A 22,684-nucleotide genomic window follows, 5' to 3' on the forward strand; every position below is an offset into this window, starting at 1 on the left:
CTAAGAAAGCTCAGAACAACAGCGACGCCATGCGGCGACGATAGCGGCCGACCAGTTCGGCGTCGTCGAGCGTGGTGAAGGCTGCCAGCAGTCGCTTCTTTGCCTGGCCGTCGTTCCAGTCGCGCGCCTTTTCCAGCGTGACCAGGAATTGATCCAGCCCCGCCGGGGCATCGCCTTCCAACAGCAGGCGCACGCCTAGCAGGTCGCGCGCGGCCCAGTCGCCGGCATCGGCCTGTACGCGCTGCTGCAGCTCCGCCAGCGACGGTGCACCCTTGAGTGCGCGGGCCAGGTCGAGCTGACTGCGCAGGCGAACCGCGCGGGCGTCGGTGGCCAGGTTGGCGGGCAGAGAGCCAAGCTCCGCTTCGGCGGCGTCGGCATTGCCTGCACGCATCAACGCCAGGGCGAGATCGAGCTTCAGCTCGGCGCGTTCCGGCTCGGCCGCAATGGCCTGCTGGATGCGATTGATGGTTTCTTCCGGCGACTCCGGTGCCGCCTCGAGCTCATCGTTCGCGGCGCCATCAAGCGGCTGCACATGGCGCAGCAGGAACTCGCGCAGCTGGCCCTCGGGCAGGGCGCCCTGGAAGCCATCGAGGATCTGGCCGTCTTTCACCAGCATCACCGTAGGAATGCTGCGGATGCCGAACATGCCGGCCAGCTGCTGCGACTTGTCCACATCGACCTTGGCCAGCCGGAAGCCGCCATTGAATTCGCCGGCCAGCTTCTCGAGCATCGGGCCCAGCGTCTTGCACGGGCCGCACCAGGTCGCCCAGAAATCGACCAGGATCGGCGTGGTCAGCGAGGCCTGCAGCACCTCGGCTTCGAAGTTGTCCTCGCGCACGTCAAACACATGCGTATCGGCGGTCGTGGCACTCACTGGGGACTCCCGTTGACGAATGCCCTTCACATCAGGGCGTCAGCCAGCATATCAAGGTCGCAGGGGCTTACGCCGCCCAAGCTTGAACGGCTTGTCCGGCCCCAGCGGCACTAGACACGGATATTTGCGAAAATCCCCCCATGAGCATGCCATCGCAAGGCATCAAACCCGCCATCGCGCCGCCCACCCTGTGGATATGCGAGCACTGCGACACGGTCTACCGTCGTCGCAAGCTGGCCCGTGGCGAAGTGGCGCGCTGCCTGCGCTGCGACGCCATCCTCGCCCGCCATCACAGCATCGGAGTGCGCGGCATGCTGGCCCTGGTGATCACCGCGATGATCGCCTTCGTGCAGGCCAACATCTGGCCGATCGTGACGCTGGGCCTCAATGGCCAGCTGATCAGCGCGACGCTGTGGGGCTGCATCATGATGATGTGGCGTGAGCACGCCGAGGTGGTGGCGGTGATTGCCGCCCTGACCTTGTTCTTCTTCCCCATCATCAAGATGGGCTTCCTGTTCTGGATTCTGGCCTATGCGCGCCTGCGTCGCCGCGCGCCGGGGTTCCGCTGGATCATGGTGATGCTTTATCGCCTGGGCCCCTGGACCATGAGTGAAGTCTTCGTGCTCGGTGCGCTGGTGGCCATCGTCAAAGCGCACATGTATTTCGAAGTGCAGCCCAATGCAGGCATCTTTGCCTATGGCGTACTCATGCTGATCATCACGGCGTTCTCCAGCATCGACGTGCGCCGCTTCTGGGATCTGACCGAGGAGACGCCGGCATGAGCGAGCTTCTTCGCGCCAGCGACCTGGGCCTGATCGGCTGCCATGTGTGCCGCCTGGTGTGCCGCGATGTGAAGACGCCCGATGCAGTCTGTCCACGCTGCGGCTGCGCGCTGCACAAGCGCAAATCGGCCAGCTACACGCGGACCTGGGCCTTGCTGATCGCCGCATTCGTGTTTTACTTGCCCGCCAACGTCCTGCCCATCATGCGCACGGTGAGCCTGGGCGACGTGGACGACAACACCATCCTCAGCGGCATCATCGAGCTGTGGAGGAAGGGGTCGCCCGATCTGGCGGTCATCGTCTTCACGGCCAGTATCGTGGTGCCGGTGTTGAAATTCTTTGCGCTGAGCCTGCTGCTGATCAGCTCGCAACGCGGCAGCCAGTGGGCGCAGCGGCAGCGCTCCCGGCTTTACCGGTTGGTGGAATTCATCGGTTACTGGTCGATGCTGGACGTGTTCGTGGTGGCGCTGTTGACGGCCTTGGTGCAGTTTGGCTTCTTCAGCCAGGTGGAACCCCTGCCTGGTGTGGTGTTTTTCGGGCTTACCGTGGTGATTACCATGCTCGCCTCGATGACGTTCGATCCACGATTGATCTGGGATGGCAGGGAATCCGATGACTGACGATAAAAACATCGCCGACGATCTGCCCGAACCGGTGGTGCAAAAGCCGCGCGTGAATGCATCGCTGGTCTGGCTGGTGCCGGTGATCGCGGCCCTGGTCGGTCTTTCGCTGGTGATCCACGCCTGGTACGACGCAGGCCCTACCATCAACATCAGTTTCCAGAGCGCCGAAGGCCTGGATCCCGGCAAGACGCCGGTGAAGTACAAGAGCGTGATCATCGGCAAGGTGAACACCGTGCGCCTCAGCGACGACCGCACCCACGTGGTGGCCAAGGTCGCGCTGGAAAAGAGCGCCAAGGGTTTCGCCACCGCCGACTCGCGCTTCTGGGTGGTGCGTCCGCGCATCGGGCTCGGTGGCGTGTCCGGCATCGATACGCTGCTCTCCGGCGCATTCATCGGTGCCGATGCCGGGCAGTCGCAGGAACCCAAGGAAGACTTCGTCGGCCTGGAGACTCCTCCCACCGTCACGCACGGCGCGCCGGGCAAGACCTTCGACCTGCACACCGATGACCTGGGCTCGCTGGATATCGGCTCGCCCGTCTACTACCGCCGCATCCAGGTGGGGCGCGTGTCGTCCTACCATCTCAACAAAGACGGCAAGGGCGTCACGCTGCAGATCTTCATCGATGCGCCCAACGATCAGTTTGTCACCACCTCCTCGCGCTTCTGGAATGCCAGCGGCGTCGACGTATCGCTGGGCGCCGATGGCCTGAAGGTCAACACGCAATCGCTGGCCACGGTGCTGGCGGGCGGCCTCGCGTTCCAGGATCCGCCGGGGCCGCATGACGCGACACCGGCGCAGGAAAACGACGCCTTCACCCTGTTCAACGATCAGGCCACCGCGATGGCGCCGCCCGACGGCGAGCCTCGCTATATCCGCATGCGCTTCAACCAGTCGCTGCGTGGGCTGGCGGTGGGTGCCCCGGTGGAATTCCTGGGCGTGCCGTTTGGCCGCGTGGTGTCCATCAACCTGGACTACGACGAAAAAACGCAGACCTTCCCGACCATCGTGGGCGCCGTGGTGTATCCGGCGCGCCTGGGCAAGGCGCACGACAAACTGGTGGCGATCGCCAAGTCGCAGGGCGACGACGAGCAGATGTCGGCGATGATGGGCAAGCTGGTCGATCGCGGCCTGCGCGCGCAGGCCCGCACCGGCAACCTGCTTACGGGCCAGCTATATATCGCGATGGATTTCCTGCCGAAGGCGACCAGGGTGGACTTCGATGGCCGCACCAAGCCGCTGGAAATCCCCACCGCACCGGGTGATTTCGACAAGATCCAGCAGCAGATCGCCGATATCGTCAACAAGATCCAGAAGGTGCCGTTCGACAGCATCGGCAACAACCTCGATCAGTCGCTGGCCGAACTGCACAAGACCTTGCAGCAGGTCAACGGCAGCGTCTTGCCGGAATTGAAGAACACGCTGCAGGGTGCGCAGAAGGCGCTGGGCAATGCGGACAACGCGCTGGCGCCTGATTCGCAGCTGCAGCAGAGCCTGGGCGGTACGCTGCAGGAGCTGCAACGCGCGGCGCGTTCGCTGCGCGTCATGACCGACTATCTGGGCGCGCATCCGGATGCGCTGCTGCGCGGCCGCCGTGCCGACGACAAGCTGGCACCGATGCCGCCATCGACGGCGCCGGTGGAACCGACACAAGGGAGCAAGCCATGAAGCGCTGGGGAACATTGAACCTGGCCGTCGCCACGCTGGCCCTGGTGCTGGGTGCCTGCGGTTCGGCGCCGCCGCTGCGCTACTACACCCTGGTGCCGCCGGCGGGCGGCGATGCCACGGTGGCGCCCACGGCCCAGCCGTTCCAGTTCGAATTGCTGCCGGTCACGGTGCCGGCGCAGGTCGATCAGCCGCAGATGGTGGTGCGCGAAGGCGGGCAGGCCGTGGCGGTGCTGCAGGGACAGCGCTGGATCGCGCCGCTGGGCGATGAAGTGCGCGGTGCGCTTGCCGCCGACCTGGCACGCAATTTCCGCGCGCAGGACGTGACCGGCCTCCCGAACCAGGGCAAGGCCACGGTGCGCATCAAGCTCGATATCCGCCGCTTCGATTCCGTGCCGGGCAGCTATGCCTATATCGACGCCGCCTGGAGCGTGCGCCCGCTGAAGGGCGGCGACCCGCTGGCCTGCACCAGCCGTTTCAGCGAAACGGTAGGCGCGGGCTATGACGCCCTCGTGCAGGGACATCAGCAGGCGATCAACCGCCTGGCCGGGCAGATTGGTGTGGTGGCCGGTGCCATGGCCGCTGGACAGAGCGCGAGCTGCCCCGCGGGTTGATGCTGCAGAACACCCTGTGGGAGCGCACCCTGTGCGCGACAAGCCTACGGAGCGCAAGCCCCAGCCGCCTGTCGCGCACAGGGTGCGCTCCCACAGAAATACGAAGGCGCACGCCCGTTTTGCCACCGTTTGGCGCTGAACAGACCCCAATTCTGCTAGTCTGCCGCGTTCCCAGCTGACCATCGGAAAGGCCGGTGGCAGCCCGCAAAACACACGGCGCCGGACACATGCAGGACATTCAGGATCAAGGTTCCCAGGACCAGGGCAACGAGCAGGGCTACCAGCCGCAGGCGCTGGAAACCGCTGCTCAAGCGTATTGGCGCGAGCAGCGCGCCTTTGAGGTGAAGGAAGATCCTTCGCGGCCCAAGTTCTATTGCCTTTCCATGCTCCCGTATCCGTCGGGCGCGCTGCACATGGGCCATGTGCGCAACTACACCATCGGCGATGTGATCAGCCGCTACCAGCGCATGCAGGGCAAGAACGTGCTGCAGCCGATGGGCTGGGACGCATTTGGCCTGCCTGCCGAAAACGCCGCGATCAAGAACAAGACCGCGCCGGCCAAGTGGACCTACCAGAACATCGAGCATATGCGCGGCCAGTTGCAGCGCATGGGCTTTGCCTACGACTGGACCCGCGAGTTCGCCACCTGCCGTCCCGATTACTACCGCTGGGAACAGTTGATGTTCACGCGGTTGATGAAAAAGGGCATGGCCTACCGCAAGAACGCGGTGGTGAACTGGGATCCCGTGGATCAGACCGTGCTGGCCAACGAGCAGGTGGTCGACGGCCGCGGCTGGCGCTCCGGCGCGCTGGTGGAAAAGCGCGAAATCCCGCAGTGGTTCCTGAAGATCACCGACTACGCGCAGGAACTGCTCGACGGTTTGGACACCCTGCCGGGCTGGCCGGACGCCGTGAAGACCATGCAGCGCAACTGGATCGGTCGTTCCGAAGGCCTGGAAATCCATTTTGACGTGGAAGGCGAGAGCGAGCCGCTCACCGTCTTCACCACGCGCCCCGATACGCTGATGGGCGTCACCTTCGTGTCGATCGCGGGCGAGCATCCGCTGGCGCTCAAGGCCGCGCAAGGCAACGAAAAGCTCGCCGCATTCCTTGAGGAACTCAAGCACGGCGGCGTGTCCGAAGCCGAGCTGGAGACGCAGGAAAAGCGCGGCATGGACACCGGCATTGAAGCCATCCATCCGCTCACCGGCGAAAAAATCCCGGTGTTTGTGGCCAACTTCGTGCTGATGGGTTATGGCACCGGCGCCGTGATGGCCGTACCCGGCCACGACCAGCGCGACTGGGAATTTGCCAAGCGCTACAGCCTGCCGATCAAGATGGTGGTGGTCGATCGCGCGGTGCTCGACGCCGTGGCCGAGATCAATCACGACTTGCGCAAGGGCGTTGGCGCCGATCCCATGCGTGCCGCGCTGGGCAATGGTGGCAACATCGATGCCTACGAAACGTCGGCGGCGGTGCAGCTGATCGAATCGTTCGAGCAGAGCATCCAGGAAGACGGCGCGTTTACCGAGCGCGGTTACCTGGTCAATTCCGACGAATTCGACGGGCTCGATTACGGCCAGGCGTTTGACGCCATGGCCGCGCGCTTCGAGCGCGAAAACAAGGGCATCCGCCGCGTGAACTGGCGCCTGCGCGACTGGGGCGTGAGCCGCCAGCGTTACTGGGGTTGCCCGATCCCGGTGATCTATTGCCCGACCTGCGACGCCGTGCCGGTGCCGGAAGACCAGCTGCCGGTGGTACTGCCCGAAGACGTGGCGTTCTCCGGCGTGCGTTCGCCGATCAAGGCCGATCCGGAGTGGCGCAAGACGACTTGTCCGCAGTGCGGCGGCCCGGCCGAGCGCGAAACCGATACCTTCGACACCTTCATGGAGTCGAGCTGGTACTACGCGCGTTACACCAGCCCGGGCGCCAGCGATCAGGTCGATGAGCGCGCCAACTACTGGCTGCCGGTGGACCAGTACATCGGCGGCATCGAGCACGCCATCCTGCATCTGCTGTACTTCCGCTTCTATCACAAGCTCATGCGCGACGCGGGCCTGGTGAAGGCGGACGAGCCGGCCACCAACCTGCTGTGCCAGGGCATGGTGATCGCCGAGACGTTCTATCGCGACAACGCCGACGGTTCGAAGGACTGGATCAACCCTGCCGACGTCGAGATCGAGCGCGACGACAAGGCGCGCGTGATCGGTGCGCGTTCGAAGCACGACGGCCAGCCGGTGAAGATCGGCGGCACCGAGAAGATGTCCAAGTCCAAGAACAACGGCATCGACCCGCAGGCAATGGTGGACAAGTACGGCGCCGACACCGTGCGCCTGTTCTCGATGTTTGCCGCGCCGCCGGAGCAGTCGCTGGAGTGGAGCGAGGCGGGCGTGGAAGGCATGGCCCGCTTCCTGCGCCGCTTCTGGCGCGAAGTGACCACGCATGCGTCCAACCCGGATCATCCGGTGGTCGATCCGTCCGCCTTGGACGCCGGCCAGAAGACGCTGCGCCGCCAGGTGCATGAAACCATCCAGAAGGTGAGCGACGATTTCGGTCGCCGCCACTCCTTCAACACGGCGATTGCCGCGCTGATGGAATTGCTCAACGCACTGAACAAGTTCAACGACCAGAGCGACCAGGGTCGCGCCGTGCGCCACGAGGCGCTGGAGGCGATGGTGCTGCTGCTGAACCCGGTGGTGCCGCATGTGAGCCACGCGCTGTGGCAGGTGCTTGGCCATCCGGCGTCGGTGCTGGAAGATCAGGCCTGGCCGCAGGTGGACAGCGCCGCGCTGGTGCGCGACTCGCTCACGCTCGCGGTTCAGGTCAACGGCAAGTTGCGCGGTACCATCGAGGTGGCTGCCAACGCGTCGAAGGAAGAAGCCGAGGTGCTGGCCCGCGCCCACCCGCAGGTCGCCGCCTTCCTGGAAGGCCAGGCCGTGCGCAAGGTGATCGTGGTGCCGGGCAAGATCGTCAACATCGTCGCAGGATGAAATCCATGAGCCGTGTGTTCCAAGCTTCGCTGCTGTTGATGTCCATCGCCGTGCTGGCGGCCTGCGGCTTCCATCTGCGCCAAAGCGTGGCCTTGCCCCCGGGCATGCAGCGCGTCCACGTGACCGCCGCCAACGTCAATCTCCAGCGTGGGCTCGAGCGAGCGCTGTCGAGCTCGGGCATCACGGTGGAGGAACATGGCGGCACTGGCATTGCGGAACTCAATGCATCGCTGGCCCAGTTCAGCACCGATACGCTGACCGTCAGCGGCCAGGCACGCGTGACCGAATACACCGTGCGCTATCACGTCGAGTTCGACGTGAAAGACGGCGTCGGCCAGCCGATGTTGCCGCATCAGCGCATCGATATGCAGCGCGAATTCAGTTACGACGCGACCAATACGGTCGGCACCACGGCGCAGGTGGACGCGATCCAGGGCAGCCTCAACGACGACATGGTCGACGCCATCCTGTTCCGACTGCAGGCCGCTGGCCGCCATCCGGGCCAGACTGCGGCTGCCGCGGCAGCGCAGGAAGCCCAGCCGGCTCCGGCCAGCAGTACGCACTAAGACACCGGGCCGTCATGCCGCTCAACGCCTTGCAATGGCAGAAATCGCTGGCCGCCGATCAGCTGCGGCCGGTTTACCTGCTGGCTGGCGAAGAACTGCTGGTGCTGGAAGCCGCCGATGCGCTGCGTGCCCAGGCGCGCAAGCTCGGTTACGCCGAGCGCGAAGTGCTGGAAGTGGGCAACCATTTCGATTGGGATGACCTCGCGCGTGCGGCCGCCGGCATGTCGCTGTTTGCCACGCGCCGCCTGCTTGACCTGCGTCTTCCCACCGGTCGCCCCGGCACCGAGGGCGCCAAGGCCATCAACGAGTTCTGCGCCAATCCGCCGCCCGACGTGACCTTGCTGATCACGGCGATGGACTGGAGCAACAAGCACGAAGGCGCCTGGACCAAGAACCTCGACGCCGCCGGCGCGCTGGTGGTGTTCAACGCGCCGCGCCCGAACGAATGGGCTGCGTGGATCGGCGCACGATTGTCGTCGCGCGGCCTGTCCGCCACACCGGATGCGGCCGCCTTGCTGGCCGAACGCGTCGAGGGCAACTTGCTCGCCGCGGCACAGGAAATCGACAAGCTCGTCGTGCTGCACGGCCAGGGCAAGATCGATGCGCAAGAGATGGCCGATCTCGTTGCCGACAGTGCACGTTACGACGCTTTCAAACTGACCGATGCGGCGTTTGCGGGCGAGGGCGGTCGTGCGCTGCACATACTCGCCGGCTTGCATGCCGAGGGCGAGGAGCTCATTGGCTTGATGGGCTGGCTGGTGAATCAATTGCAGCTCGCACTGCGCCTGGCCAATGCACGTGACTTTGCCGCGCAGGCACGTGCGGAACGCCTGTGGCCGGCCCGTGAACAATTATTTCGCAAGGCACTGCGCCGCGCGCCGCGCGAACACTGGCTGCAGTGCCTGGCACGCGCGGCACGCATCGATCGCATGGCCAAAGGCCGCGAACAGGGCGATGCCTGGCTGGAAGCCGAGCGCCTGATCGCCGCCATCGCCGAACCGCGGGCGGCCGGCGCACTGGCATGAAGCCGCTGGCGCTATTCGGCGGCACCTTCGATCCGGTGCATCTGGGACACCTCAGCGTCGCCTGGGAAGCGTCCGAGCTGCTCGATGCTGAAGTCCGCCTGATGCCGGCGCATGTGCCGCCTCATCGCCATGCGCCCACCGCCTCGCCGGCGCAGCGCGTGGCGATGTTGAACGCTGCGCTGCAAGGCCAGGATCGCCTTAGCCTCGATACGCGCGAATTGCGGCGTGAGGGACCCTCGTACACGATCGACACCTTGCGCGAACTGCGCAAAGAGCAGGGCGAACGTCCCCTGGTCTTGCTGCTGGGCGCCGATGCGTTCGCCAACCTGCCGAGCTGGCATAGCTGGCGCGAACTGTTCGATTACGCGCATATCGGCGTGCTCAATCGACCGGGCATCGACGCCGCGTGGTCGGTGGAGCTGGCCGTGGAAATCCTGCCTCGCCGCGTGACCGATCCAAAGCTGTTGCAGGAGCTGCCGAGCGGCAAAGTGATCGAACTGGCGGTGACGCCGCTGGAGATTTCCGCCACGCGTATCCGCGATCTGTTGGCCGAAGGCCGCGATCCGCGTTACCTGTTGCCCTGCGGGCTGTTTGAAGACCCGTCGGTGCTCGCGCCGTATCGCGCATAGCGGAATTGCGCCGCTGCGGTGGCGTGACCAATCCCTTTGTAGGAGCGCACTCGTGCGCGACCAGCCGACGGAGCGGAACACCCAAACGCTGCGGTCGCGCACGAGTGCGCTCCTACAACGCCGCGTACGGTCTCGGATTTAGTGTTACGGCCCCGCTCTGTGTAGGAGCGCACCCTGTGCGCGAACACCTGACGGAGCGGTACATCCCAGCGCTGCGGTCGCGCACAAGTGCGCTCCTACAAGGGGGACGCAGGTCCGTGGATGGCGGCAATCTTGCCGGTCGGCTCGTCTGTGGGAGCGCACCCTGTGCGCGACAAACCTACGGAGCGGTACACCGCAGCGTTGCGCAGCGAGGCTCCGCTTTAAGTCCTCAGGGATTCGGGCGCGTTGCGCAGCGCTTTGAAGTACCCGCTGTGTACCCTCGGAGGTTGTCCCGCAACGACGCGCCTCAAGCGCTCGGGCTTATCCCAACACAATGCTGCGGGCGTTATCAGGCCATTCTCTTTGGGTTACTTTTCTCTTGGGCCAGCAAGAGAAAAGTGACTCGAGCGGCGGCAGCCGATCGAAACGCCCGCCGCGCAGGCGGCACGCTGGCCTCGAGGCGACAGTTAATCACCGAGGCTCTGGATCTCGTCCTGCACCGGGATGACGAGATAGAAACGCTCCCGCGAGCACCCGCCCCTCATCCCAACCCTCTCCCCGGAGGAGAGAGGGAGAAAGGGCGTGCACCGCTACGACGTCCTAGGCACAAACCTCAACGCCACCGAATTCATGCAATAGCGCAACCCCGTCGGCCGCGGCCCATCATCAAACACATGCCCAAGATGGCTATCGCAACCCGCGCAACTGATCGCAATGCGCTCCCATCCAAACGAGGAGTCGCGTATCTCGATCACGTTCTGCTTGGCGATCGGCTGCCAGAAACTCGGCCAGCCCGTCCCCGAGTCAAATTGCGTCGCTGCATCGAACAACGCCGTATCGCACGCCGGGCAGCGGTAGAGGCCCGGCACAGCGGGCTTGTCGTGCGCGCCGCTGAAGGCACGCTCGGTGCCTGCGCGACGCATCACGTAATAAGCATCGTCGCTCAAGCGCTCATGCCATTGCGCATCGTTGAGCACGAGTTTGGGCACATGACATGGCCCCAGCTTGTGACCATCGTCCGCAAAGCACACGAGCAGCATGTCGGCGCCGGTGGCGGGTGGCGTTGCAGCCATCGCAGCACCGCTCAACGGACCACGCTTCAACAGCGTCGGTAACGCAAAGCCTCCAATGGCAGCAAAAGCTCCTCCTGTGAGCGCCGCGCGCAGAAAACGGCGACGCTCCAGTTTCACGATGTCCTGAGTGCGGGACATGGCAACCTCCGTGAGGTTAGTGAGGTGAATCAGCCGAAGGTAAAGGCGTAGGCCTGCACGCCGGGATCGAGGAAGGTGATCTCGAACGTGCGCTCACCCGTGCCGTTGGCCTGGCGAACCAATTGGTAGAGACGCTGCGAGCCCACCGTGCCGTTGCCGTCGGCATCGGTATCCATGCCGTGATCGGCGCCTGGCGTTTTGCCGTCGATGGTCACGCGGAAGCGCACGGGCTTGCCGTCATGGCCAGGGCCCAGTACCAGGTGCAGGTCGCGTCCACGGAAGCGGTAGGTAATGCCACCGTTGGCGCTGTCCAGTCGCGCACTTTCGTCACGGACGGTCCAGCGCCCGTTCAGCGCCCACTGGTTGGTCATCAAGGTCTTCGGTGCGTGGTACGTCCATACATCGTCATGCGCCACCTGGCCGCCCGCGAAGTTCTCGGCACGGGCGTAACCGACATAGGTTTCCGGTGAGCGCATGGCATCACCCGAACCTGCTGCTTCCGCGCCCTCGGCGCCCGGCTGCACATAGCCGCCCGGGAGATTCTTCTGGCCGGCCTCGGTCAGCAACTGACGGATCACGTCCTCGCTCTGCTCGTACTCGCCTTCGCCAAAGTGGTGGTGGCGAATATGGCCTTGCGGATCGATGAAATAGTGCGCCGGCCAATACTCGTTGTTGAAGCCTTTCCAGATCGCATAGTTGTTGTCGAGCGCCACCGGGTAATCGACGCCCAGATCCTTGATGGCCTTGCTGACGTTTTGCGGATCTTTCTCGAACGCAAACTCAGGAGCATGCACGCCGATCACCACCAGGCCGTGATCCCTGTACTTGTCCGCCCATGCGTGCACATAGGGCAGCGCGCGGATGCAGTTGATGCACGAATACGTCCAGAAATCGACCAGCACGACTTTGCCGCGCAGCGACTGCGCCGTGAGCGGCGCGGTGTTGAACCATTGGGTCGCGCCTTCCAGCGACGGCAGTTCGCCTTCGATCGGCAATGGGTCGCCCTGCTTGACCACGGGCTGCGGCGCAGGCGCCGGACGGGCCGCGTCGATCAGCTTCTGCTCGATGCCACCCGTGCTGGCCAGCGCCACGCGCGTGAGCACGCCGGTATCCAGGCCAAGGGCAATCACGGCCACGCCGGCAAGCACCAGCACGCCCAGTGCGCGCCGCACCCATTCGCCAGCGCCCAATGAGCGCTTCATCAGCGAGAACACGCGACCGCCGATCACCAGCGCCAAGGCCAGCGAAGTGGCTGCGCCCGCGGCATAGGTGAGCAGCAGCAACGAGGTTTGCAGGCTGGCGCCGTTGAGCGCCGCGCCGGTCAGCAAGAGTCCAAGGATGGGGCCTGCGCACGGAGCCCATAGCAAGCCGGTCGCTATGCCCAGGCCGGCGGCCGACCAGATCGAATCGTTTTCATCCGAGTGCTGCGACAGCTTGTTGCCCAGCGCCACGAACGGACGGCTGATCCATTCGGCCAGCCGCGTGGAGAGCAGGGTCAGGCCGAGCACCGCCAGCACCACCATCGCGATGATGCGTCCGTACTGGTTGGCCTGGATCGCCCAGCTGCCGCCCACGGCCGCCAGCGTGGCGACCAGGGCAAAGGTCAGCGCCATGCCCAGCAGCATAGGCAGGCCGTTGCGCGCGAAAGGCCGGTCGGCTCGCGCGAACACGAACGGCAGCACCGGCAGGATGCACGGGCTGAGGATGGTCAGTACACCGCCGAGATAGGCGAGGATCAACACGAGCATGGCGCGGCAGGTCCGAGGGGATGTCACCGGATCATTCGTCCGGGAGTTGTCTCAGGTTACATGCGCCATCAACAAAAAGGCCCGGCGCATGGCCGGGCCTCGTGGCTTGCTTTGCGGGCAACGATCAGAAGCTGGCGCGTGCGCCCACACTGATGTTCTCGGTGCCGTCATTGTTCACGCGTACGCCGCCATGCAGCGCCCAGGTCGGGTTGAAGCTGTAGACCAGGCCGAAGTCGGCATACACCTTGCCCAGGATGCCCGGGCCGCCGTGGCTGTAGCGGCCGCCGTTGCTGTAGCCGATATAGGCATTGGCAACCAGGTTATTCATCACGCGGCCCATCACGCCAGTGTTGATGGCCCAGAGGTTGCCGTTGGTGCTGACGTTGCCGCAGCGGCGATCCGAATAGTTGGCCGAGCTGACCCAGTCGCAGTAGTGGTCGCTGACGTGATCATGCATGTAGGACACCTGGGTCACCCAGTCGGCCTGCGAGCCGATGGAAGCGGCATAACCCATGCCCAGCGACCACGGGCGGTCCTTGAACTTGTCGGTCGAGCCATAGGTGTAGCCCGAGGCGTAGTCGCTGCTGGAATACGTGGGCGAGCGCAGATCGCTGTAGCTGCCGAACACCTGGAAGTTGTTGGCGAACTGGTACGAACCGCTGAGCGATGCGCCGTCGGCCTTGGCGTAGTGGCCCGAGCCGGTCACGTTGACGTAGTCGAGCTGCACATAGGTGTAGCCGATGCCGTTGCCGTCAGTAGCCTGCGCAGCCAGCGGGGCGATGAAGGCGGCCAGCGCCATCGCCGAGAGGATCTTCTTCATTGGAGCGTTCCTTGCGATTGAAAACGAGCGGCCTGCGGGGGAGACAGGCTCGGCGCGCATTAGGCCAGCGGGGAGGAACGGAGGGCTATCGGATGCCTCTCAAAAGCCGCCAGGCGACGGCGTGGAGGAGGTCTTTGCCGCACACAGCGGGCAGGGCGGACAGCCGCAGGCAGGTAACCGGGACCCGGCCCGCATCGAATAGGCAGTGAGTACCTGCGACGCTCACCTATGTCCGCCACCTTGACCGCAACCCACTCAATAGGTCTAGATATCGTCCTTTCCCGCTGGGCCAGGATCGATTCAACCGTGAGCGACGCTGCTGCTCCCATCAGCGACACGCAGGAGCGCGAGCGCGCCGCGTGGATGGCTGCGGCACAAGGTGGCGACCGGCGCGCCTATGAGCAGGTGCTGGCGTCCTCGGTGCCGCTGATCCGCGTCGCTGCCCGTCGCAAGGGCGTGGCGGCGGATCAGCTCGACGATGTGGTGCAGGAAACCCTGCTCACCGTGCATCGCGTGCGCCATACGTATGATCCGTCGCGTTCGTACGACGCCTGGCTCTCCGCGCTGGCCGGTCGACGTGCGATCGATGCGCTGCGCAGCCAGGGGCGCCGCGGCAGCCGCGAAATACATGACGAGCATGCGTACGACATGCACCCGGACGCCGACGATGCGACCGCGGCGACCGAACGCGAACAGGAAGCGCAGCGGCTGCACGATGCGATTGCCTCGTTGCCGCCGGGTCAGCGCGAGGCGATCGAGCAACTGGGACTGAAAGAACGATCGCTGGCGGAGGCATCCGCCGAGACGGGGCGCCAGACCGGCGCGCTGAAAGTCAACCTGCATCGCGCGCTCAAGGCGCTGCGGTCGCGTTTCCACGGAGAATCCTGAGCACCATGGCCGAACCCCGACTCCCCGAGTCACTGATCCATTCACTGGGCGACCAGCTCTCGCCGGTGCGGCGCTTGCCGCCCCCGTGGGTGCGCACGCTCGGCTGGCTGGTGGCGGTGGCGGTGATCGCGGCAGGGCTGTTGGCTCACTTTGGCGCCAGCCACATGATGCGCCGCTTCGAGGCCGCGCCGGATATCGCCATCGCGGGCGTCGGTGCCGTGATCACGGCGGTATGCGCGGCATGGGCAGCGTTTACGCTGGGCGTGCCGGGACGCTCCTCGCGTTGGGCCTGGCTGCCCTTGCCCGGCCTGTTGCTGTGGGTGGGCGCCAGCGGGCTGGGCTGCATACGCGACTGGCTGGGGCCATCGGCGCATATCGCCGCCTTCAACGAGGCCAGCGACTGCCTGATCTTCATCATCAGTTTGTCGGTGCCGCTGTCGGTGTTGTTGATCTGGCTGCTGCGTCGCGCCTGTCCTCTACGCCCTGTGCTGGCGGCCATCATGATCGGCCTGGCGTCCGCGGCCGCCTCAGCCGCCTTGCTTGAGATCTGCCATGCCTACGCGGTGGCGGCCACCGATCTGCTCACGCACGCGATGGCGGTGGCCATCGTGGTGTTGGTCAATGCGCTGATGGGCGGGCGCCTGCTGCAGCCTGCGCTGAAATAAATCGCCGCCCACGCTGAATCAAAAGCCGCCGCTAGTCACGGCAAAACAGGTGTTGCGTCGCAACACGGCAGAGCCGCCACGACGCGTGGCCAAGGAGGCTCCGACGGCAGGCCGGCATTGGGCAACGAGGCGCCGTGGCGCAAAGCAGGCCGCCGCAGCGGCGCTCCGCACGCACCGCAACAATCGCAATTTATTGCTGCCGATTTGCCCGTATTCAAACTGAATGGGGTGGTTCGAACGCCACCTGCGCTTGTCATGCATGGGTATAGGCTTCCGCTCCGGAAGGGGCGCGGATCAAGCGATCCGTTGATTGTGGATTGACGGACCAGGGATGGGCCGTTCGCATCGTGCAGGAATGCTGATGCGGCGTGGCCGGTGTGGATGTACTCGCAGCCGGTTTGCCGTGGTCGTTCGGGAGGGACGATGGCGGCTGTTCCATGGAAGTGCGGCCCAACCGCACGGTTACCTCACCGCTTCTGGAGATACCTACCCATGAAAGTTTCCCGTTACGCCGTACTCGCCTTCGCGAGCGCCGTTGTGTTCGGTCTTGCCATGTCCCCCGTGATGGCACAGAGCACCACGCCGCAGTCGACCCAGGACGCCAGCAAGGACGCGATGAAGTCCAGCTCGGACGCCATGAAGTCCAGCAGCGATTCGATGAAGAGCGACGCGATGAAGAGCGATTCGATGAGCAGCGACTCGATGAAGAGCGATGCCAGCAGCCAGCATCACAAGAAGCAGCACAACACCAAGAAGAGCGCCGCGCCTGCCGCTGCGTCCACCGCCGGCCACTGATACCGTCGCGCTGAAAAATGACGAGGCTCTCTCCACGGAGAGGGCCTCTTTTTTTGCCTGTGTCTGCCGGGGCTCGCCCGCTTGCGGATGCACGAGCTACCTCAGTTGGGTGTCGAGGCAGGCTTTTTCAGTGTCCCGCCGGGGACGGTCAGAAGCGCAAAATGGCCGTAATTTGAGCCGTTTGGCCCCGTCGGGCGAAGGACCGAGGGTATCGGGTGCCCTGGCGGCTGGTTTTTTCTGTTTGACATGCGCTTCAAGGTGGTCCGGTATACTGGTATTGCGCGATCCCGCGCGTCGATCCCGCATCGAGGCAAACGCACTTGAGTCAGACTGCCAAGCGCAGCACCAAATCCGCCACCACGGCGGTCGTTCGTCAGCAAGTCATCAACGCGCTGGACGAACTGAAGGCCAAGGACATTCGTGAAATCGATGTCCGCGGCAAGACCTCCATCGCCGATCTGCTGGTCATCGCCTCCGGCACCTCCGCGCGCCATGTGAAATCCATCGCCGACGAAGTCGTCAAGTTCGCCAAACAGGCGGGCGTGATGCCGCTTGGCGTGGAAGGCGAGCGCGAAGCCGAATGGGTACTGGTGGACCTGGGTGACGTGATCGTCCACGTCATGCTGCCGCGCATCCGCGAGTTCTACGGCCTGGAACGGCTGTGGACGGTGGGTGACCGCGACATGGACACCGAAGTCGCCAACGCGGGCTAAGGGCCCGCCCAGCGGCGGCGAGCGCCGTGCGCCGTTCAACGCGCGCGGCCTGCCGCTTATTTTCCCGTTTTTTGGATCGTCAATCATGCGCGCCCGTCTGATCGCCGTCGGCGAACGCATGCCCGCCTGGGTCGCCGAAGGCTTTGCCGAATACCGCAAGCGTCTCTCGCACGAGCTCCCGCTGGAATTGATCGAACTCAAGCCCGGCATCCGCGGCAAGGGGCGCGATGACGCGCGTGCGATCCAGGACGAAGGCGCGGCGATCCTGGCCGCGTTGCCGCGCGACATCCACGTGGTCGCGCTCGACGGGCGCGGCAAGACCTGGTCCAGCGAGGATCTCGCGGCGCAGCTCGCCAAGTGGCGCATGTCCGGTCGCGATCTCGCGTTTCTGATTGGCGGGCCGGATGGTCACGCGCCCGAGGTGCTGGCGCGTGCTGACCAGTCGTGGTCGCTCGGGCCGCTCACGCTGCCGCATATGCTGGTGCGTCTGGTGCTCGCCGAGCAGCTTTATCGCGCCACCACCTTGCTGGCCGGTCATCCGTATCACCGTGCGTAAGCGGGCAGCGGGACATCGACCAGCCAGCCGTGTTTTCCACGGCAAGTGGTCATAGGCGCGCCCCGGCTCGCCACGCATACTGGTTGCAACAACGCGGTTCGCGGGAGTTGCACATGTCCATCACGGTACGCCAGGCCACCATCCACGACCTCGACCTCGTGGCGCCGTTGTTCGATGCGTATCGCGTGTTCTATGGGCAGGCGAGTGATCTGGAACGGTCCACGCGCTTTCTGCGCGAGCGATTCCAGCAGCATGATTCGGTTGTGATATTCGCGATGAACGCCGATGGTGAAGGCGCGGGGTTTGTTCAGCTATATCCGATGTATTCGTCGGTGCGCACGTCGCGCAGCTATCTGCTCAACGATTTGTTTGTCGCACCCCACGCGCGTCGACGCGGGGTGGCTGCGGCACTGATGCACGAGGCGATGGACTTCGCGCGCGCCATTGGCGCGGCCGGCATGACGCTCGCCACGGCGCATACCAATACGCCTGCACAGCATTTGTACGAGTCCTTGGGATGGCAGCGGGACGAACAATTCCGCGAGTATTTCATCCGCTTCTGATGCATCGACCATCGTCTAGCTTGTCGAGAGTTTGACGTTACCGCGCGGTAGTATCGGGCGGTTGCCGTGCAGGAGAACTCAACGTGGACAAGCGCATCCGCCATGCAGGATTGGCCGCCAAGGTCATGACGGCCGCCAAGGCCGCTGAACGTGTCGATCACGGCATGACGATCGGCATGAGCGGTTTTACCGGTGCGGGCTATCCCAAAGCGGTGCCTCAGGCGCTCGCCGCGCGCATGGTGGCGACGCACGAGCATGGCGAACCGTTCCGCGTGCGCGTGTTGACTGGCGCATCCACGGCACCCGAACTCGATGGTGCGCTGGCGCGTGCCGACGGCATCGATCTGCGCCTGCCGTATCAGTCCGATCCGGAGCTGCGCGCACGCATCAATCGCGGCGAGATGGATTACCTGGACATCCATCTCAGTCACGTCGCGCAATACGCGTGGTTCGGCTTCTTCGGCAAGCTCGATCTGGCTGTGATCGAAGCCACGGCGATCATGCCGGATGGCAGCCTTTTGGCATCTTCGTCGGTGGGCAACAACAAGACCTGGCTCGATCTGGCCGACAAGGTGATCGTCGAGGTCAATCACTGGCAGCCGCTCGAAATGGACGGCATGCACGACATCTACTACGGCACGGCGCTGCCGTCGAACCGCAAGCCGATTCCGCTGCTGAAGCCGGACGATCGCATTGGCGAAAAATATCTGCGGCTGGATCCAAGCAAAGTCATCGCGGTGGTCGAGACCAACGCTCCCGACCGCAATAGCGCGTTCGCGCCTCTGGATGATTGCTCGCGACAGATCGCGGGCCACCTGATTGAATTCTTCCGTCACGAAATCGCCAAGGGAAGGCTGCATCCGCAGCTGCTGCCGCTGCAGTCCGGTGTGGGCAATATCGCCAACGCCGTGCTCGCCGGGCTGCAGGAAGGCGGTTTCAGCGGGTTGAGCGCATTCACCGAAGTGATCCAGGACGGCATGCTCGATCTGCTCGAGAACGATGTGTTGTCGGTGGCCTCGGCCACCTCGTTCTCGCTGAGCCCGGCGGGCATCGAGCGCTTTCTGGCCAAGATCGATTTCTTCCGCCAGCGCATCATTCTGCGCACGCAGGAGATCTCCAATCATCCGGAACTGGTGCGTCGCCTCGGCTGCATCGCCATGAACGGCATGGTGGAAGCGGATATCTACGGCAATATCAATTCCACCCACGTCGCCGGCACCAGCATCATCAACGGCATCGGCGGATCGGGCGACTTTGCGCGCAACGGCTTTTTGTCGTGCTTCCTCACGCCCAGTACCGCCAAGAACGGCGCAGTGTCCTGCATCGTGCCGATGGTGAGCCATGTCGATCACACCGAGCATGATGTGTCGGTGATCGTGACGGAGCAGGGCCTGGCCGATTTGCGCGGCCTGTCGCCGCGCCAGCGCGCCAAGGTGGTGATCGAGCGCTGCGCGCATCCTCACTATCGCCCGATGTTGCAGGACTATGTCGATCGCGCGCTGCATGACAGCCGCGGTAAGCACACGCCGCATCTGTTGCAGGAGGCGCTGTCGTGGCATCAGCGTTTCCTCGACAGCGGCGATATGAGACCTTAGGGGTTCCTGCCTCCCCCGGGGTTGTTGCACATGCTCTATCTCGCCTCCCAATCGCCGCGCCGTCGCCAGCTGCTCGAACAGATCGGCGTGAACTTCCGCATTGTCGATGTCGATGTACCCGAGCAGCGCTTGCTGGGAGAAACGCCGCGCGACTACGTAAGCCGCGTGGCACGCGAGAAAGCCCGCGCCGGACTCGCTGCACTGGAAGAGACCGGTGCTGCCGTGCTCGGTGCAGATACCGAGGTCGTGCTCGATGACGAAGTGTTCGGCAAGCCCGACGATGCGGAGGATGCCGCCAGCATGCTGCGTCGCCTCTCGGGCCGCGTGCACGAAGTGATCTCCACCGTATGGCTGGTCACGCGTTCAGGCGAATGGTCCGATACCAGTCTTTCGCGCGTGAGCATGCCGCCGTTGGACAACGCGACCATTGCCGCTTACATCGCCACCGGCGAACCGTTCGGCAAAGCCGGTGCCTATGGCATCCAGGGGCATGGCGCCAAGCTGATCGAACACCTGGATGGCAGCCATTCGGGTGTCATGGGCATGCCCATTTACGAGACCGCGCGACTGCTGCGAGCGCACTCGCTGATTGCTGCCTGATCCAAGCGTCAAGCTCAGTGGCTCATCACGAACCACGACACCACGGCGAGCAGGTTGTTCATGCCATGGGCGACCACGGCCGGCCAGATCGACCCCGACTGCACGCGCAACCAGCCAAGGATGAGGCCGAGCAAGGCCAGGTTGGGCAGGGCGTACCAGAGAAACGAAAGATCCGGCAGATGCACACAGGCAAACAGCAAGGCCGACAGCACGATGGCCATGCCATTGCCGGTGTAGCGCGCCACGGCCGACAGCAGCACGCCGCGGAACAATAGTTCCTCCACCAGCGGACCCAGGCTGATCACCAGCACGGCCAGCGGCAGGCGCAACGCCATCGAGGTATTGGCTCCCAGCTGCTTGATGTCTTGGCTCACCTCGTGTCCCTGCGCCAGCCATTGCGTGAGCATGCCGCCGACGATAGGCATCATCACGCCCGCGGCGAGTGCCGCCACGTAGAAGGCGATATGTGGAGTAGACGTGAAGCCCAGTCCTGGCGGCGCGCCCTCGATCCATCGCTCAGGCCACCAGCGCCGCGCGAAGTGCACGATCACCGAGGCGGAAATCAGCAGCGTCGCGATCACGGCTGCCGCCGTCATATCCGACTGGCCCAGCCAGTGACGACCCATGGGAATGATCGCGCCGAGCCCGCCGCCCCCGCGCAACGCGCCGACGATGCCAGCGATCAGTGTGATCGCGCTACCCACGGCAAGCTGGAGCACGAAATACAGCACGATCAGGGCGATGGCTTGCCCGGGAGTGGGCGCGCGCGAGGTCGATGGGGATGGCGAAACGGGCAGATCAGTCAGGCGGTTCGCGTCCATCGAGTCGATCCAGAGCGCACGCGCGCAGAGTGGTTGCGTCGGCAGGTTTCACCCCTGCCGACGGACACGATCACGCTAGACCCTGCTGCTGCGCGTGCCAATCCTGTCCTTTGGCATGGTCCGCGCAGGTGTGCCGCGCTCGGCCCGCTGGCTGTCATCGCGTTCACGGGATCGCCTTGTATAGTGACGGGACGATCCAAGGAGGAAATCGGCGCTCAGGCGCCAGCCCATGTTTGCATTTGACTGGCTGTCCGACCCGACTGTCTGGGCAGGTCTGCTCACCCTCGTGGTGCTGGAGATCGTGCTTGGCATCGACAATCTCGTCTTCATCGCGATTCTTGCCGACAAGCTGCAGGCGAAAGAACGCGACAAGGCCCGCGTGCTCGGCCTCTTGCTGGCCCTGGTCATGCGACTGGCGCTGCTGGGCGCGATGTCATGGCTGGTGAAGCTCACCACGCCCGTCCTCACGCTGGGCGCCGTATCGTTCTCGTGGCGCGACATCATCCTGTTGCTGGGCGGCGCCTTCCTGTTGTTCAAGGCGACCGTGGAGCTGCACGAACGCCTGGAGGCGGCCGACCATGACGATGCGGCCAAGCGCGCACCGGCGCGTTTCTGGCTGGTAGTCGCCCAGATCGTTGCACTCGATGCGGTGTTCTCGATCGACTCGGTGATCACCGCGGTGGGCATGGTCGATCATCTCTCGGTGATGATGATCGCCGTGGTGGTGGCCATGATCCTGATGATCAGCGCCAGCAAGCCGCTCACCAACTTCGTCAATGCGCGGCCGACCGTGGTGATCCTGTGCCTGTCGTTCCTGCTGATGATCGGTTTCAGCCTGGTCGCGGAGGCCTTCGGTTTTCATATACCGAAGGGCTATTTGTATGCGGCGATCGGCTTCTCGATCCTGATCGAGGCGTTCAACCAGACCATGCGCCGCAATCGCCAGCGCAGCCTGCTGGGCAGCGCGCGCACGTTGCGCGATCGCACCGCGCTGGCGGTGCTGAACCTGCTGGGCGCCGGCGGCGACGACGAAGATGTCGCGCCCAAAGCCACCGCGGCGAAACCCGAAGGCAACGTCGCCATGTTCGGCAAGGACGAGCTGGCGATGGTGCAGGGTGTGCTGGATCTGGCGCATCGGCCGGTGCGTTCCATCATGACGCCGCGGCCGGAAATCAACTGGATCGACCCGCGCGAAAACGTCGAGCAGTTGCGCGCGGAAGTCACTGCATCCAGTCATGCATGGCTGCCGGTGGCGGGCGATGATCTCGACCAGTTGGTAGGCGTGGCATCATCGCGCGACCTGCTGGCGAGCCTGCTCGAACATGGCCATATCGACGTGGATCAGGTGGTGCGCAAGCCGCTCACCGTGCTCGAATCGCTGAGCGTGCTGCGCCTGATCGAAGAGTTCCGCCGCTCACCGCTGCAAGTGGCGCTGGTGGTGGACGAATACGGCAGCGTGCTCGGACTGGTCACGCCCACCGACGTGCTCGAAGTGATCGCGGGCGAGTTTCCGGATGATGAGAGCGGTGATCCTGCCGCCGTGCAGGAGACCGACGGAGCCTGGTTGCTCGACGCCAGCCTCGACCTGCGCCGCGTCGAACACCTGCTCGGTTTCAAGCTGACCGGCGACGATAGTTTTTCTACCCTGGCGGGTTACGTGCTACAGCAGCTGGGCCGACTGCCCAGCGCAGGCGATGCCTTCACCAGCGAAGGCCTGCGTTTCGAAGTGGTGGCGATGGACGGCGCACGCATCGAGCGGCTGAAGGTGAATCCGATCGAATGAGAGAGCGTCGCGCACAGGG

Annotated in this window: 22 protein-coding genes; 17 read left to right on the plus strand and 5 right to left on the minus strand. The window is 64.5% G+C overall.

Annotated elements, in window-relative coordinates:
• Positions 1-10: 10 nt before the first annotated feature.
• Entirely contained in the window at positions 11-874 is an 864-nt protein-coding gene (gene trxA / locus AC1DKY_RS05420) for a thioredoxin (RefSeq protein WP_441602681.1), read from the minus strand.
• Between the two features lie 140 nt (positions 875-1,014).
• Between trxA and AC1DKY_RS05425 the strand changes: the two genes are divergently transcribed.
• From AC1DKY_RS05425 to nadD, 8 genes are all read left to right on the plus strand, one after another.
• Positions 1,015-1,656 carry a paraquat-inducible protein A gene (locus AC1DKY_RS05425; protein WP_441602682.1) on the plus strand — a complete coding sequence of 214 codons (642 nt, stop codon included), beginning with the start codon at positions 1,015-1,017 and terminating at the stop codon, positions 1,654-1,656.
• Positions 1,653-2,276 carry a paraquat-inducible protein A gene (locus AC1DKY_RS05430; protein ID WP_441602683.1) on the plus strand — a complete coding sequence of 208 codons (624 nt, stop codon included), beginning with the start codon at positions 1,653-1,655 and terminating at the stop codon, positions 2,274-2,276. Before AC1DKY_RS05425 ends, AC1DKY_RS05430 begins: the two co-directional genes overlap by 4 nt.
• Positions 2,269-3,945, plus strand: a complete 1,677-nt coding sequence (locus tag AC1DKY_RS05435; protein WP_441602684.1) for a PqiB family protein — start codon at positions 2,269-2,271, stop codon at positions 3,943-3,945. Before AC1DKY_RS05430 ends, AC1DKY_RS05435 begins: the two co-directional genes overlap by 8 nt.
• Positions 3,942-4,556 carry a PqiC family protein gene (locus tag AC1DKY_RS05440; protein ID WP_441602685.1) on the plus strand — a complete coding sequence of 205 codons (615 nt, stop codon included), beginning with the start codon at positions 3,942-3,944 and terminating at the stop codon, positions 4,554-4,556. Before AC1DKY_RS05435 ends, AC1DKY_RS05440 begins: the two co-directional genes overlap by 4 nt.
• 227 nt (positions 4,557-4,783) lie before the next feature.
• Complete coding sequence (gene leuS, locus AC1DKY_RS05445) at positions 4,784-7,546, plus strand: leucine--tRNA ligase (protein ID WP_441602686.1); 2,763 nt, start codon at positions 4,784-4,786, stop codon at positions 7,544-7,546.
• A 5-nt stretch (positions 7,547-7,551) separates the two neighbouring features.
• Entirely contained in the window at positions 7,552-8,112 is a 561-nt protein-coding gene (locus tag AC1DKY_RS05450) for an LPS-assembly lipoprotein LptE (RefSeq protein ID WP_441602687.1), read from the plus strand.
• A 14-nt stretch (positions 8,113-8,126) separates the two neighbouring features.
• Positions 8,127-9,137, plus strand: coding sequence for a DNA polymerase III subunit delta (gene holA, locus AC1DKY_RS05455; protein WP_441602688.1), 1,011 nt, complete (start codon positions 8,127-8,129; stop codon positions 9,135-9,137).
• Positions 9,134-9,766 (plus strand): nicotinate-nucleotide adenylyltransferase, encoded by a 633-nt coding sequence (nadD, locus tag AC1DKY_RS05460; protein WP_441602689.1) that lies wholly within the window; start codon positions 9,134-9,136, stop codon positions 9,764-9,766. The genes holA and nadD overlap by 4 nt, the downstream gene beginning before the upstream one ends.
• 731 nt (positions 9,767-10,497) lie before the next feature.
• Here nadD and msrB read toward each other — a convergent pair.
• The 3 genes from msrB to AC1DKY_RS05475 all read right to left on the minus strand — a co-directional run bounded on the left by msrB (position 10,498) and on the right by AC1DKY_RS05475 (position 13,686).
• Positions 10,498-11,118, minus strand: coding sequence for a peptide-methionine (R)-S-oxide reductase MsrB (gene msrB / locus AC1DKY_RS05465; protein ID WP_441604374.1), 621 nt, complete (start codon positions 11,116-11,118; stop codon positions 10,498-10,500).
• 29 nt (positions 11,119-11,147) lie between these two features.
• A complete protein-coding gene (locus AC1DKY_RS05470) occupies positions 11,148-12,866 on the minus strand; it encodes a cytochrome c biogenesis protein DipZ (protein ID WP_441604373.1) in 1,719 nt (572 codons plus the stop codon).
• 124 nt (positions 12,867-12,990) lie between these two features.
• Positions 12,991-13,686 carry a hypothetical protein gene (locus AC1DKY_RS05475; protein WP_441604372.1) on the minus strand — a complete coding sequence of 232 codons (696 nt, stop codon included), beginning with the start codon at positions 13,684-13,686 and terminating at the stop codon, positions 12,991-12,993.
• Between the two features lie 306 nt (positions 13,687-13,992).
• Here AC1DKY_RS05475 and AC1DKY_RS05480 point away from each other — a divergent pair, with 306 nt between their 5' ends.
• From AC1DKY_RS05480 to AC1DKY_RS05515, 8 genes are all read left to right on the plus strand, one after another.
• A complete protein-coding gene (locus tag AC1DKY_RS05480) occupies positions 13,993-14,574 on the plus strand; it encodes a sigma-70 family RNA polymerase sigma factor (protein WP_441604371.1) in 582 nt (193 codons plus the stop codon).
• Between the two features lie 5 nt (positions 14,575-14,579).
• Entirely contained in the window at positions 14,580-15,239 is a 660-nt protein-coding gene (locus AC1DKY_RS05485; RefSeq protein WP_441604370.1) for an NrsF family protein, read from the plus strand.
• 492 nt (positions 15,240-15,731) lie between these two features.
• The gene (locus AC1DKY_RS05490) at positions 15,732-16,034 is read left to right on the plus strand and encodes a hypothetical protein (protein WP_441604369.1); all 303 of its coding nucleotides are present in this window, start codon (positions 15,732-15,734) and stop codon (positions 16,032-16,034) included.
• A gap of 320 nt (positions 16,035-16,354) precedes the next feature.
• Positions 16,355-16,747 (plus strand): ribosome silencing factor, encoded by a 393-nt coding sequence (rsfS, locus tag AC1DKY_RS05495; protein ID WP_121878472.1) that lies wholly within the window; start codon positions 16,355-16,357, stop codon positions 16,745-16,747.
• 85 nt (positions 16,748-16,832) lie between these two features.
• On the plus strand, positions 16,833-17,303 hold the full coding sequence (rlmH, locus tag AC1DKY_RS05500) for a 23S rRNA (pseudouridine(1915)-N(3))-methyltransferase RlmH (RefSeq protein ID WP_441604368.1): 471 nt from the start codon (positions 16,833-16,835) through the stop codon (positions 17,301-17,303).
• A gap of 113 nt (positions 17,304-17,416) precedes the next feature.
• Positions 17,417-17,866 carry a GNAT family N-acetyltransferase gene (locus AC1DKY_RS05505; RefSeq protein ID WP_441604367.1) on the plus strand — a complete coding sequence of 150 codons (450 nt, stop codon included), beginning with the start codon at positions 17,417-17,419 and terminating at the stop codon, positions 17,864-17,866.
• A gap of 83 nt (positions 17,867-17,949) precedes the next feature.
• Entirely contained in the window at positions 17,950-19,461 is a 1,512-nt protein-coding gene (locus AC1DKY_RS05510) for an acetyl-CoA hydrolase/transferase family protein (protein ID WP_441604366.1), read from the plus strand.
• A gap of 30 nt (positions 19,462-19,491) precedes the next feature.
• Entirely contained in the window at positions 19,492-20,061 is a 570-nt protein-coding gene (locus tag AC1DKY_RS05515; RefSeq protein WP_441604365.1) for a Maf family protein, read from the plus strand.
• 14 nt (positions 20,062-20,075) lie between these two features.
• Here the strand turns inward: AC1DKY_RS05515 and AC1DKY_RS05520 are convergent, their stop codons facing one another.
• Positions 20,076-20,882: a CPBP family intramembrane glutamic endopeptidase gene (locus tag AC1DKY_RS05520; protein ID WP_441604364.1), complete on the minus strand. Its 807-nt coding sequence runs from the start codon at positions 20,880-20,882 to the stop codon at positions 20,076-20,078.
• 229 nt (positions 20,883-21,111) lie between these two features.
• On the opposite strand from AC1DKY_RS05520, the gene AC1DKY_RS05525 reads away from it, so the two are divergent.
• Positions 21,112-22,665: a hemolysin family protein gene (locus tag AC1DKY_RS05525; protein WP_441604363.1), complete on the plus strand. Its 1,554-nt coding sequence runs from the start codon at positions 21,112-21,114 to the stop codon at positions 22,663-22,665.
• The last annotated feature ends 19 nt before the right edge of the window (positions 22,666-22,684 follow it).

The organism is Dyella sp. 01N448, assembly GCF_056399225.1.